Annotated in this window: 8 protein-coding genes and 1 pseudogene; 2 read left to right on the plus strand and 7 right to left on the minus strand. The window is 70.0% G+C overall.

Features of this window, described 5'->3' with window-relative positions:
• A pseudogene (locus D7V93_RS23715) lies at nt 1–760 on the plus strand (LamG domain-containing protein); the annotation flags it as partial.
• Between the two features lie 15 nt (nt 761–775).
• Here the strand turns inward: D7V93_RS23715 and D7V93_RS23720 are convergent.
• The 4 genes from D7V93_RS23720 to D7V93_RS23740 form a co-directional block, all read right to left on the minus strand.
• A complete protein-coding gene (locus D7V93_RS23720; protein WP_120645580.1) occupies nt 776–1495 on the minus strand; it encodes an immunity 52 family protein in 720 nt (239 codons plus the stop codon).
• Between the two features lie 415 nt (nt 1496–1910).
• Nucleotides 1911–2618 carry an immunity 52 family protein gene (locus D7V93_RS23730; protein WP_120645581.1) on the minus strand — a complete coding sequence of 236 codons (708 nt, stop codon included), beginning with the start codon at nt 2616–2618 and terminating at the stop codon, nt 1911–1913.
• Between the two features lie 15 nt (nt 2619–2633).
• Nucleotides 2634–4127, minus strand: a complete 1494-nt coding sequence (locus D7V93_RS23735; protein ID WP_120645582.1) for a Tox-REase-5 domain-containing protein — start codon at nt 4125–4127, stop codon at nt 2634–2636.
• 43 nt (nt 4128–4170) lie between these two features.
• Entirely contained in the window at nt 4171–5406 is a 1236-nt protein-coding gene (locus D7V93_RS23740) for an acetyl-CoA C-acetyltransferase (RefSeq protein WP_120645583.1), read from the minus strand.
• Nucleotides 5407–5770: 364 nt separating this feature from the next.
• Here D7V93_RS23740 and D7V93_RS23745 point away from each other — a divergent pair, with 364 nt between their 5' ends.
• Nucleotides 5771–7120: an MFS transporter gene (locus D7V93_RS23745; RefSeq protein WP_167509491.1), complete on the plus strand. Its 1350-nt coding sequence runs from the start codon at nt 5771–5773 to the stop codon at nt 7118–7120.
• A gap of 9 nt (nt 7121–7129) precedes the next feature.
• Here the strand turns inward: D7V93_RS23745 and D7V93_RS23750 are convergent, their stop codons facing one another.
• From D7V93_RS23750 to D7V93_RS45135, 3 genes are all read right to left on the minus strand, one after another.
• Nucleotides 7130–8407 (minus strand): FHA domain-containing protein, encoded by a 1278-nt coding sequence (locus D7V93_RS23750; RefSeq protein ID WP_120645584.1) that lies wholly within the window; start codon nt 8405–8407, stop codon nt 7130–7132.
• 2 nt (nt 8408–8409) lie between these two features.
• Nucleotides 8410–10707 carry a thioredoxin domain-containing protein gene (locus D7V93_RS23755; protein ID WP_120645587.1) on the minus strand — a complete coding sequence of 766 codons (2298 nt, stop codon included), beginning with the start codon at nt 10705–10707 and terminating at the stop codon, nt 8410–8412.
• An 89-nt stretch (nt 10708–10796) separates the two neighbouring features.
• A partial coding sequence (locus D7V93_RS45135) for a hypothetical protein (protein ID WP_120645585.1) occupies nt 10797–13314 on the minus strand: 2518 nt, incomplete at its 5' end.

A 13314-nucleotide genomic window follows, 5' to 3' on the forward strand; every position in this document is an offset into this window, starting at 1 on the left:
GTTCCGGGGCGCCATCGACGAGGTGCGCCTGTTCACGCACGCGCGCTCCAACCGCAGCATCTGCATGACGGCGCACGGCGCGAACTGCCGCGAGGAGGCCATCCAGCACGCGCCCTCCGCGGGACAGTTCGCGATGAGCGCGCAGGCGCCGACATGCACCGGCACGCAGGCGCTGAACTCGCAGGGGTGTCTGTCCGCGATGCACCGGGTGTGCGCGCAGCGGGGCGCCGGCGATGCGATGGCGAACACCACCAACACCTGGGGCACCATCATGCAGCTCGTGAGCAACCGGCCGCCCATCTCGCTCGCGGGAGCGCCGGTGGTGTCCACGGCGACGGACCTGACGGTGGCGTGCGCGCCCATCCAGCACCAGAGCGTGGCGGTGACGTTCGAGGAGCTGGCGCGGATCCACGCGGGCTGCACCGACGAGCGCAGGGTGACGGGCACGGACTGCACCGCCGCGGCGCACCGCTTCTGCAACAGCCAGGGGTGGACCACGGGGCAGGTGTTCGAGGTGACGTCCCGGCCGTGGGTGGGCTGCTTCAACTCCGGGCTCCAGACGGACGTGGAGAAGTCGCAGCTGGGCCCGGTGTCCAGCCTGGGGGACTACACCGCCGCCGGCTCACGGCTGGAGGTGAGCCAGTGGTGCCGCGCCCGGGGCTACGGGGCGGGCGTCGTGCAGGAGATCCCCAGCGCGACGGCGGCCCACGTGCACTGCTTCCAGCCGGCGGTGACGGCCAGTTGGAAGTACGCGCCGTGAGGCACTGAGCGCCGCTCAGGACGTCATGGGCCGAAGGAGCCCGGCACGGGTCAGCGACTCGCCCACGTGCCGGGCCAGGGCGACATGCTCGGGGTTGCTGACCGTCAGGCGCTCGGGGGTGAGGATGATGAGCGTGCCCCGGTCCTCCACGGGTTCGATGCGCACGGGGGCGGGGAGCGGCGGCACCGTCCCACGATGGTTGGCGAGGTACGTGACCCAGCCGACGTAGGGGGCTTTCGGGACGCGCTGGGGCTCCTGCAGGTCACGGTGCGCGTGGGACATGGCCACCCCCCAATCCGGCGCCCATGCGACAGCGGTTGCCCTCAGCAATTCCGTGAGAACGGGGCTGCTGAGCACCCGGTCCGCGTTCGGTCCTTGATTGGGCAGGTCGAACAACCAGAAGTTGCTGACCCGGGGGGCGTCACCGCCGCACAGCGCATCGAAGCTGCTGGCATCGCGGTCGTCGTGCTCCCCGGTCCAGCCTCTCAAGCGGAACCCAAGCTCCTCCACCACCGGGTCCCTTCCTCGGCTCAGCAGCTTCTCCAAGGACGGTGCGTCCGTCTCGATGGGTCGCTTCAGCGCATCCTTGCGCGACCTGCCCTGCTGGAACCAGCGAGCGAAGGCGGGATCGACCCGCGGTGCGGAGGAGAGCAACAGCGCTGCACGCTCGGCGCACTCCTTCGCTGATTCCTTCCGCGCGCCCCAGTAGGCGCCCAGGTAGTAGGTCTCGTTCATGTCCTGCCTCTCCTCACGGCAGCGGCGGCGTGAAGACCACTTCAATCTCGTAGACGTCCCGGGCTCTTCAGTAGCCTCCCACTCCGCGAGCAAAGAGCAGGCCCAGGCACAACAGCACGGCATCCGCGCGCATCGTCCACCCTCCGTCCGAAGGGTGGAGTCTGCCTCGGGACGCCCTACACGCGCTCCACGATGGTGGCGATTCCCTGGCCACCGCCGATGCGCATGGTGATGAGCGCCGTCGCCTTGCCGGTGCGCTCCAGCTCATCCAGCGCGGTGACCAGCAGCATCGCGCCCGGGCTACGGGGCGGGCGTCGTGCAGGAGGTCCCCAGCGCGGCGGCGGCCCACGTGCACTGCTTCCAGCCGGCGGTGACGGCCACCTGGAAGTACGCGCCGTGAGGCACTGAGCGCTGCTCAGGACGTCATGGGACGGAGGAGCCCGGCACGGGTCAGCAACTCGCCCACGTGCCGGGCCAGGGCGACATGCTCGGGGTTGCTGACCGTCAGGCGCTCGGGGGTGAGGATGATGAGGGAGCCCCGGTCCTCCACGGGTTCGACGCGCACGGGAGCCGGCAGCGGTGGCACCGTCCCACGGTGGTTGGCGAGGTACGTGACCCAGCCGACGAACGTACCAACGTCCGCGAACTCCGACACCTCGTCCCGATGACTGTCGGAAGTGAAGACCCCCCAGGTTGGCTCCCAGGCCCGCACCATTGCGCGCAACATCCGGGTGATCGCTGCCACGGAGAAGAGGCGCTCCGCGGCGAGTCCCTTCGACGGGGGCGTCAGGACACAGAGATCCACCGTATCGAGGGTGGGGGAGCCGCAAGCGAAGTTGATGACACTGCTGTCGCCAGGCTTCCCGTTCCAGGCGGAGAAGGCGAGCTCATCTCCACCCTGCTGGTACTTCTGCTTCTTGAACAATCCGAGAAGCGTTCCGGCATCCGGGGTGAATCGGGCGTTGAGTGCCGCTTCGCGGGATGTCCCTTGCTCGAACCAGCTGGCAAGACTCGGATCCAGGTCGGCCAGGTGCTGGAAGAGGAGTTCGGCGCGTCGGGAGCAGGCTTCCTGCGACTCGGGGCGTCCGGGCCAGTACACCCCTGCGTAGTAGGTCTCGGTCATGTGTGTCGGACCCTTTCAGTCAGGGGGCGTGAAGAGGACTGGAACCCTTCCAAGACCATTCCGCTTGAAGAGCGCTCGCATGTAGTCCGCGACCTTCTGCTCCGCGAAATGCCACTCCATGGGGAATCCACGAGCCACCCGCAGCTGCCTCCTGGCCTGCCTGACCATGTCCGAGAATCCCTCGAACCATCCGCCTTGCTCTACGGCTTGGTCGAGAAACTTCTCATAGCCAGGCCCCTTGGCTTCCAGCAGCGCTTCCTCGTTGAAGCCATCGAACTTCACGTCATCGATTTCGTAGACGAATCCCTCTGGCTCATGGGTGATCTGGGCCTGATATCTGCGCGCAGTCTCCTCGATGGATTCCCTGGCGGGTTTCCACCTTCCAGGTCCGCCGGAGGATGGGGCCCCTCCTCCTGATGTGTTGGCGCGCTGGAGGATGATGGCGGCCCCGGGCCCACCGCTCAACACCGCCGCCGTGCGCCCTGCCGGCACCGCGACGCGCTCCAGCACCAGCGTGCCCTGTGACGACAGCGAGAGCACTGGCACCGTGGCCTCGGTGCCCGCCAGCAGTCCTCGCACCGTGCGTGTCGTCGCGGAGGCCGTGCCCCAGGTGGCGATGACGCTCGTCGTGAGCCGGGCCGCTTCCTGGATTTGCTCGCCACGCGTCATGTACTGGAAGCGCTCCAGGTACTCCGGCGAGGAGGCGATGAGGGCCACCAGGCCTGTCGGCAGGTGTCGCAGCGCCGCGAGCGCATCGCCCGGGGAGTGCGAGAGCAGGGTGCCCAGCGCGACGGCCATTTCCGCGAAGGCGTCCTCGGCGCCGTCCAGCGTGCGGTTGATGACATCCGCGTCGTCGTACACCTCGGCGAGCGGCGGCCCGTCCACGGTCCGCAGTTGCGCGTCCGCGTGGCGGAAGACGCCGCTGCGTCCGCTGTAGAAGCGCCCCAGCTCGAAGTGGCCTGCCCGGAACGCGCCGTCCTTCCACTCGACGGGTGCCACCTTCTGCTGCGTGCTTCCGTCGAGGGCCCAGGCGAGGTAGCCGTCCGGTCTCAGCACCGCCACCTGCTCACGAGCGAAGCGCTGCACCCGGCGCTCCAGCTCCTCGCGGGAGACGTCACCGCCCTCCAGCACCTCGCGCAGCAGGAATCCCGCCGCCATGCGCGGCGGGAAGGTGCCGAGCGTCACCGGCTTTTCCATCAGCCGTCCCAGCACCTCGACCGCGTCCTCGGGCGTGAAGGGATTGCGGCGGACCGGTAGCTCGTCCAGCGAATCCAGCCCCGCGCGCAGCAGCAGGTGTTCGAACGGCTCTACGTCCAGCAGGCCCAGCTCCACCGCCTGACGCGACTGCTCACCAGGACGGGAGGTGATGAGGGCCGTGCCCGGAGGCAGCCGCTCCGGGTGGCGACGCTGCCGGAGCACTCGCGAACCGCCACGCCCGGCTGGCGTCTCCACCCCGGTGCAGCCCGCGAAGAGCAGACCCAGGCACAACAACAAGACGTCCGCGCGCATCGTCCACCCTTTGTCCGAAGGGTGGAGTCTGCCTCGGGACGCCCTACACGCGCTCGATGATGGTGGCGATGCCCTGGCCGCCACCGATGCACATCGTGATGAGCGCCGTCGCCTTGCCGGTGCGCTCCAGCTCATCCAGCGCGGTGCCCAGCAGCATCGCTCCGGTGGCGCCCAGCGGGTGACCCAGCGCGATGGAGCCGCCGTTGACGTTCACCCGCTCCGGGTCGATGCCCAGCGCGCGCGTCGTCTGGACCACGACGCCCGCGAAGGCCTCGTTGATCTCCCACAGGTCGATGTCGCCCGCCTTCATTCCCGCCAGGCGCAGGGCCTTCTCGCTCACCGGCGCGGGGGCGGTAAGCATGAGGAGCGGCTCGGTGCCCAGCGTCGCCATCGCGCGGATGCGGGCTCGGGGCTTGAGCCCCTTCTCCTTCACGTAGCGCTCCGAAGCCAATGAGACCACGGCGGCCCCGTCCACGATGCCGCTGGAGTTGCCGGCGGTGTGGATGTGCTGGATGCGCTGCGCCCGCGGGTAGGCGGCCAGCGCAATCCCATCCAGCGTCTCGCCGTTCGGGCCCGCGACGGTCTCTCCCATCGCGACGAAGGCGGGCTTGAGCGCGGCGAGCCCCTCCGCGGTGGTGTCCGGACGGGGGAACTCGTCGCGCTCCAGCAGCACCGCCCCGGTGGCCGGATCCTTCACCGCGAAGAGCGACTTCGTGAAGCGGTGCTGCTCCATGGCCCGGGCCGCGTTCTGCTGCGAGCGCAGCGCCAGCGCGTCCACGTCCTCGCGCGTGATGCCCTCCAGCGTGGCGATGAGATCCGCGCTGATGCCCTGGGGCACCTGGAACACGCGCTCGCGCAGGCGCACGTTGCCGCCGTCCTGCCCGCCGCCGTCCGCGCCCAGCGACAGGTGCGACATGCTCTCCACGCCGCCCGCGACCACGAAGTCCATCGCGCCGGAGGCCACCCCCATCGCGCCGAAGTTCACCGCCTGGAGGCCGGAGCCGCAGAAGCGGTTGAGCGACACGGCGGACACCTCCTGCGGCCAGCCCGCCGCCAGCACCGCGTTGCGCGCGATGTTCGCGCCCTGCTCGTTCACCTGGGAGACACACCCCGCGATGACGTCGCCCACCTCGCGCGCATCCCATCCGCCGCGCCGCTTCAGCTCGTTGAGCACCTGCGCGAGCAGCTCCTGCGGGTGCAGCCCCGTGAGGGCCCCCTTGCCCATCTTCCCGCGCCCACGCGGGGTCCGGACGGCGTCGATGATGTAGCTGGCGGTCATGTGTAGCTCCTTGGATTTCACATGTAATATTACGCGCGTAATTTTCAAGTCAAGGCAAGCCGCCTGGAATGACGACGGGCCCGGTACCTGGATGGCACCGGTCCCGTCGCGGGTGAGCGAAGCGTTGGGGAGGAGACCTACCCGGTGCGAACGTCCAGGTTCGTGCCCGCGAGCTTCGCGGGGTTCGGGATTCCCGGTCGTGTCTGCGCCAACCCGCACGGGTCCCTTCAGTGTTGATGAGCTTGAAGTCCTCGCCGTCCAGCGCAGACAGGGCGGAGGGAGGCCCGCTACAAGGGGTGCGGACGTTCCGCCCTCCCTCCTGGGCGCGAATGGAGTCAATCCCTGGGAGGAGTCAGCGGGTACCTTGACCCCTCAACAGCGGCTCGTCCTGGGGATCGCCGTGCTCGCCTCGCTCGTCACGTTCCTGGACGCGGCGATCATCAACGTCGCGCTGCCATCGATGGTCCGGGACCTGGGCGGTGGGCTCGCGCTCCAGCAGTGGGTCGTGGATGCCTACCTCATCACCCTGGGCGCGCTGATGCTGGTCGCGGGCTCGCTGTCCGATGCGTTCGGACGCAAGCGCATCCTGCGCCTCGGGCTGCTGGGCTTCGGTGTGACGTCGATGCTGTGCGCGCTGGCTCCCTCCGGCACCGTGCTCGTGCTCGCTCGCGGGCTGCAGGGCGCCACGGGGGCGCTGCTGGTGCCGGGCTCGCTCGCGATCATCCTGTCCTTCTTCTCTGGCCCCGCGCAGGCGAAGGCCATTGGCGCGTGGACCGGCTGGACGGGTGGGGCGTTCATCGCGGGCCCCTTGGTGGGCGGGCTCCTGGTCGACACCGTGGGCTGGCGGTGGATCTTCGCCATCAACGTCCTGCCCATCGCGCTGACCCTGGCGCTGCTCGCGCGACTGGAGGAGCCGCCCCAGCCGGCGGGCGCGCGCATCGACATCCTGGGCGCGGTCCTGGCGTGCATCGGGCTGGGCGGCCCCGTCTACGCGCTCATCGAGCAGGAGAAGGTCGGCTGGACGCATCCGACGGTGTGGATGTCCCTGGGCATCGGCGTGCCAGCGTTCATCGCGTTCCTGGTGCAGGAGCGGCGCACCGCGCATCCGATGATGCCGCCAGGCCTCTTCCGGGAGCGGAACTTCTGGGTGGGCAACCTCGCCACCACGGCCATCTACGGCGCGCTGTCCCTGGGCATGTTCGTCATCACGCTCTTCCTGCAGGAGGTGGGGGGCTTCCGCGCGACGACGGCGGGGCTGGCGCTGATGCCGACCACGGTCATCATGTTGCTGCTGTCATCCGTGTTCGGCGGGCTCTCCGGGCGCTTCGGGCCTCGCCTGTTCATGACGGTGGGGCCGTGCGTCGCGGGCTGCGGCTACCTGCTGATGCTGAACGTCCGCGTACCGCTCGACTTCTGGACCCAGCTGCTGCCGGGCGTGCTGGTGTTCGGGGTGGGACTGACGATGACGGTCGCGCCGCTGACGGCGGCGGTGCTCGGCTCCATCCGGAGCGAGCAGGCCGGCATCGGCTCGGCCATCAACAACGCCATCTCCCGGGTGGCGGGGCTCATCGCCATCGCGCTCACGGGGCTCATCGTGGGCCCGCGACTGGACGTCGCGGGCTTCCACCGGGCGATGATCACCACCGCCGTCCTGCTCATGCTCGGCGGAGTCATCTCCGCCGTGGGCATCCGCAATCCCCCGCGCAAGGCGTGAGGCGCGGCGTCAGTCCTCGCGAGGCCCCATCGAGAAGTACACGGCCTCCGTCCCGAGGTTGAAGGTGTCCCCGTCCGCGATCTTCTGACGCTTGATGCGCTGATGGTTGATCCAGGTCCCGTTCGAGGAGCCCAGGTCCTCGATGAAGAAGTCGTCGCCCACGCGCACGATGACGGCGTGCTCGCGGGAAACGCGCCCGGACTTCACGGTGAGGCTGCAGTTCGGGCCCCGGCCGAGCGTGAAGCGCGGCACGTTCACCATGACGGCGGGCCCTCCCGGCGCGAGGCGCACGAACAACTCCAGCGGCTGCGGGGCCCGGGTGATGTTGGTGGACACCTCCCGCTTGCCGGAGTCCGTGGTCTCCTCGGGCTCGTCGTCCTCGGCCTTGCCGTGGGCCGGCTGATCCCGTTCGTCCGAGGCATCAGCGTCGGAGTCTTCCTCCCCAGCGGAGTCCTCTTCGGCGGAGTCGTCCTCGGAGCTCGCGTCGTCCGACGCTTCCTCGTCAGCGCCCTCGACCGCGTCGGCTCCGACAGCCGCCGCGATGCTGGCGTCGTCCTCGCTGTCCTCCTCCGCGTTGGCGGGCTTCTCGTCTTCGGAGTCCTCGGAGGCTTCGTCCTCCGCGTCGCCGGAGTCCGTCTCTCCCGTGTCCTCAGTGTCTTCCGCCGAGGCCGCGGCGATGTCTCCGGTCGCCTCGTCCTCCTCGGGCGCATCCTCGTTGTCGGACTCCTCCTCGTCCTCCTCCGACTCCTCGTCGTCCTCGGAGGCCGCGTCGTTGTCGTCGTACTCGCCCTCGTCCGAGGTCTCCTCGTCGTCCGACTCCTCCTCGGACTCCGCTTCATCGGATGGCACCGGAACGTCGCGAGGCAGCACGGTCGCGTCCACCGTCGCGAGCACCTGCTTCATCCGGTTCCGCACGAAGGCGACGTCATCGTCCGCGGGCGCCCCGGCCTTCGTCGGCTCCGGCGCGACCGGCTCCTTCGCTGGCGGGCTGACGGGAGCCGTGACGGCGGCGGCGGTCTCCACCGGGCGGGAGGCGGGCTCGCTGGCCCGGGGCTCCGGAGAGGGCGGACGCGGTGCCACCGGCGCTTCCGTGGGAATCGACTGCGCGGCCGCCGACGTCGCACCGAGCAACACGGGCGTCGGCGCCACATAGCCGTTCTGCCGCGCGAGCAGGAACAGGGCCTGGGCCACCAGGGCATCCCGGTCCACGCCCAGGTCGTGGCTCATCTGCTCCAGGGCCCGCCACAGGGGTTCCGCGACCTCGATGGTTTCACGAATCCGCTTCATCACTAGCTGCCCCTCAGATTGCTCTGCCACGGCGACACATGGTCCGAGTCGTTGAGCCAGTAGAACATCGCCTGCATCTCCGCGTACTGCCGCTCCGCGATGGTCACCAGGTTCGGGTGGAGGTCGCCCAGCGCCACGCCCTCGAACAGGAAGCCCTCACCAGCCGGCGAGCCGTCTCCGCCCCGCAGCCGCCGGTCCCGGCTCTGCCACAGCCGCTGCGAGGCCTGTCCCGCCCCCTGGCCGTAGTCGGGGGGAGGCGCGAGCCGCGTCGGCATCCGGAATGTCTTCTCCCCACACGCCCACAGCAGCCAGGTGAGCGCGCTCCAGTCCGAGCGCATCACGAGCACCAGGTCCGCGAGGCCCCCGCCCGTGTCCAGCGTCTCGTCGATCTCCACCTGGTCGTCGCCGAACTCCAGCTCGAGCTGCTCCAGCTTCACGGGCCCCGCGGGCAGCAGCCCGGACAGGTCCGGCGGCAACCACGACAGCGCGGCGCCGGGCTTGAACCGCTGGAGCAGCTCCGCGCGCACCCTCTGGATCCGCGTGGCGTACTTGCGCACCACCTGCTGGATGGACTCCAGCGGTTGCTGGGGCGCTTCGGGGAGGCCGTCGTAGGTGCAGCGCGGCGGCTCCTGGCCCGCCCAGAAGTCGAACCGGGGAAACAGCGCGCGCGCATAGGTGGTCAGGAACCGCGCCGTGTCCGGCTCCACCTTCGCGAGCTGCTCGGCGTCTTGCAGCACCTGCTCCGGCTGCCCCAGGTTCAACAGGATGAGGCCCCGGGTGAACAGGTACGCCTTGCGCTCCGGCGCGAGCAGCATCGCGGCGTGCAGGAAGTCCAGCGCCGCGCGCGGCCGGTCCGTCTGGTCCAGCAGGACGGCGTAGGCCCTCAGCAGCGTGGCGGCCTCACCGCCTCGCATGAGGCAGTCCGCCATCGGGGCCCAGCGCTCGCCCGCTTCCTCCACCACCGACCTCGCCAGCGCGTGGGCCGACGGCCGGGTGCGGGGCAGGGTGAGCTCCTCCAACCCCTCCGTCAGCGGCTGGACGTCCATCGCGGTGGCGCAGGCGCGCGCCGTGGCCAGCAGGGCCTCCCGGTAGCGCTTCTCCGCCCGGGCGTGCCGCGCGAACTCGCGCCACGCCTCCGCGGTGCGCGGGACGTTGGAGAACACCTGCGAGCGCTCCAGCGTCTCTTCGTCCTGCGCCACGCCTAGGTCGCGCGTGAGCACGACCTGCCGTTGGGCATCCAGCAGCGACCACTCGCCCGCCGCGAGGTTTCCCTCCGCCCGGCCCTCGTCGAAGTGGACGCGGAAGTCCGCGTAGGTGTCCACGGCGCGCGAGCGGTAGTGCCCCTGGCGCAGCCCGTCCACGTACTCGGCCTCCCAGAGGAGCTGGCCCTGGCGGTCCCAGAAGCGGATGAGCCCGTGGCGCTCCCCGTCGGCGTTGAGTGACACGCGCGCCCACTGGTCCAGATCCTCGCGCAGCTCCGCGTCCTCGGGCAGGTGGGCGGGGCGGACGGGGTAGGGCTCGCCGGTGGTGGGAATCACGCGCTGCCCGGCGGCGTCGAAGTGCAGCACCTGCCGCACCTCGCCGTGGTCGTAGAGCATCACGGTCTTCCTCACCCGCTCGCTCACGCCGTTCTCGTGCATGCGCTCGGTGGTGAAGTGCTCGGACGCGGACCAGGTGCGCGGGCCGTGGAGCTGGCCCTGGTCGAAGGTGCCCTCCTGCGACACGGAGCCGTCCTCGTGGAAGCGCTTGAACACGCCGTGCGGCGTGCCCTGCTTCATGACGCACTCGTTGCAGAGGGTGCCGTCGGCGCGCCAGAACTTCCAGGTGCCGTGCTGCCGGCCCTTGGAGTCCTTGGGCCCGAAGGACCACTCCGCGTCGCCCGCGTCCCACGTGGCGCCCTTGGGGACACCGGGAGGCGGCTTCCCCGCCTCGGTGAGCCGCCGGTTCGCGGCGCGGCGCTTCTCCTCGGCAACATCCACGGCCTCAAGCTTGCCCAGCAGCGCGTCCAGCGCGTCAGCGGACATCACGCCGGAGGCGCGGTGGACCTCCACGCCGTCCTTGAAGGCGACGAGCAGGGGCATGGCCTCGATGCCCAGGGGCTCGGCCAGTGCCTCCTGCGCCTCCGTGTCGAGCCGGGCGAAGGTGATGTCCGGGAACCGCGCCGCCGCCGCCGTGAAGATGGGCGTGAAGTCATGGCAGGGCTCGCACCACGGCGCCCAGCAGTCCACCACGCACACCCCGGCGCGCCGGGTGACTTCCTTGTAGTTCTCCGGGGTCAGCTCGACCGGCGCTCCTGCCACGACCACTCCTGCTCAAGGGGAGGGGGGATATGACGGGCGCCGGGGACGCGCGTCAACCGGCGCGTCGTGGGGGTGGCGACTTCCGGGCCTCAGTCAATCTGGAGCTCGGAGATCTTGTGCGGCTTGTCGCTGATGGCATCCATGATCTTCCCGATGCCGAAGGTCAAGAGGCCGATGCCCGCGCCCACCGCCATGCCCAGCGGTCCGCCAATCGCGCCCACCGCCACCGCGCCGCCGATGCTGCCCGCGATGCCGATGGCGCCCTTGGCGATCTGCGCGCCGTCGTTCACCTTCGCGCCGTTGATGATGTCCATCACGCCGCCCGCCGTGCCGCCCACCGCGCCCAGCACGTTGGCCGCGCCGCCCATGCCCTTGAGCGCGGAGAGCGCCTTGCTCCCGGCGCTCGCCGTCGCGCCCGCCACCTTGCCAATCCCGCCCATGCCCTTCACCGAGTCCAGCACCGCGCTCGTGATGGCCCCACCCACCTTCGGGTTCGCCAGCGTCTTCGCCCAGGGAATGCTCTTGGCCGCGGTGGGGCTGGTGGTGGTGAGCGCGCCCGCGTTCTTGAAGTCCTTGATGGCCTCCGTGAACGCCTTGCCGCCGGTGTAGAGGTTCAGCGCGCCGTTGGCCGTGTCCGACACGCCCTTCACGATGTCCGGCATGTTGTTCTCGCGGATGCCCCGCGCCAGCGCCATGCCGCCCGCCACCACGCCCGCCACGCCGCCCAGCGCGCTCGCGCCGCCCTGCGCCGCGTTCAGGCCCTTGGAAATCGTGTCCTTGCCCAGGATGGCCGTGGCCTTCTCGGGCAGCTTGCCCGCGTCCTGGCTCAGGCCCTTGAGGACGTTCAGCGCCTGCGCGCCGCCGCTGTTCATGTACTGGTTCACCGTGCTCGCGGTGGAGATGGACGCCTGCTCCAGCAGCACCTTGCCGAACGCGTCGTCCTTGAAGTCATCCGGGTTGGAGACGTCGCGCATGTCGCGGCCCTCGGGCCCGGACAGCTGCATCTTCTCCCCGTCCTTGCCCACCTCGTGCACGCCCTTGCGGCCCTCCGCGTCCGTCACCGTGGTGCGCGAGTTCACGAGCTGTGCGCCCTGCCCGGACAACAGCGACGTGTCCTCCTTGAGGGCCGTCTCCGTCTTGTTGTCCTTCGTGCGCTTCGTCTCCAGGGACTCCTGCAGCTCCAGCCCCGCGTCGGTCGCCTTGCGGCTGCTGTTGTAGTGCTGCTCCAAATCCGAGCCGTCCCGCTCGCGGCTCTTCAGGTCCATCTTCTCCACCGAGCCGTCCTGGGCGTAGGTGGTGGAGGACTCGCCGTTCACCGGCACGCGCTTGGAGGACTCCTCGCTCTCGAAGGTCTTGCCCTCGTACTTCTCCTTCACGCTGCTGCCCTCGCGCGTCTTCTCCGTCTTGATGGTGGCGTCCGGGTAGCCCTCGATGAAGGTCTGCGAGTCGAGCCGGTCCGGGCCCTTCTGCATCTCCACCGTCCAGCGCTTCGGCGGGCGGCCCTTGCCCGTCTTGTCCGCGTCCCAGTTCTCCCCGCCGCCCTTGCCGTAGTCGTCGCGGACCGTGTGCAGGTCCTCGATGGTGTGCGGCTGGTTGCCGGCGAGGTGCGTGTGCCCGTCCAGCGTGCGGTCCACGTAGGACGTCGCCTTCATGTTCTCCTGGGAGAAGTCCTGCACGCGGCTGTACTGCACGTCGCCTTGCTTGCCGTCCTCGCCCGGGGGCGGAATCGCGTAGCTGTAGGTGTCCGCGCGGTCCACCGGCTTGTCGAAGTCGAACGGGCCCTTGAGCTTGTTGTCGATGGAGCCGCCCCCCTTCTGCTGGTAGTAGGAGGTCCGGCTCGTCTGCGCGCCGCCGTCCGCCTGCGAGTACGCGTTCGTCACCAGCCGGTCGCCGTCCTTGTTCTTCTCCGTCGACACCTCGTTGCGCGTGTAGATGAGGCCCCGGTCGCGCGTCTTGGAGATGTCACCGAAGGACTTGAGGTCCGCGGTCTCGTTCTTGTCGCCCTTCCACTCGGCGCGCTCCACCAGCGTGCCGCCGTCCGCCTTCATCTCCAGCCGGTCGCGCTTGTTGGTGCCGTCCTCGTAGGAGGCGGTGTCCATCGTCACCGCGCCGTCCTTCTTCGTCGCCACCGAGCGCTCGACGACGTCCTTCTTGTCGTTGACGCGGGTGAGCTCCACCTCCGTCTCCGACACGCGCTTGAGGCTGCTGCCCGCGGGCACGGGCTCCTTGCCGTCCGCCATGGCGAAGAGCTTGTCGGCCTCCTGGGTGGTCTTCTCGCGCAGCGCCTTCTGCGCCTCCACCGTCTCGTCGCGGCGCTCGCTCACGCTCTTGAGCTCCACGGCCTGCTTCGCCTTGTCCTCGCCGGACACCGTCTGGCGCTCGGGCGGCGGGCCGTCCACGGCCGCCTTCGCCTCGGACTTCTGGGCGTCGCTCGCGGCGAGGCCCTTCCTCAGGACCGGGAGGGCCGGCGCGGCGGCGGCCTCACCCAGCACCGGGCCCGTGGCGGCCTTCTTCGTCTCGAACGAGTCTCCGACGACGGCCGGCTTCTTCTCCTCCGCCGGCGCGCTGGCGACCTTCTGCGGCGCGGCCTTCTCGGTGATGGCGGGG

Source organism: Corallococcus llansteffanensis, assembly GCF_003612055.1.
Lineage (GTDB): Bacteria > Myxococcota > Myxococcia > Myxococcales > Myxococcaceae > Corallococcus > Corallococcus llansteffanensis.

Coding starts and splice junctions, on each gene's coding strand:
- D7V93_RS23740 (WP_120645583.1), bottom strand. CDS start 5,406: ATGACCGCCAGCTACATCATCGACGCCGTCCGGACCCCGCGTGGGCGC.
- D7V93_RS23750 (WP_120645584.1), bottom strand. CDS start 8,407: ATGAAGCGGATTCGTGAAACCATCGAGGTCGCGGAACCCCTGTGGCGG.
- D7V93_RS23720 (WP_120645580.1), bottom strand. CDS start 1,495: ATGAACGAGACCTACTACCTGGGCGCCTACTGGGGCGCGCGGAAGGAA.
- D7V93_RS23735 (WP_120645582.1), bottom strand. CDS start 4,127: ATGCGCGCGGACGTCTTGTTGTTGTGCCTGGGTCTGCTCTTCGCGGGC.
- D7V93_RS23730 (WP_120645581.1), bottom strand. CDS start 2,618: ATGACCGAGACCTACTACGCAGGGGTGTACTGGCCCGGACGCCCCGAG.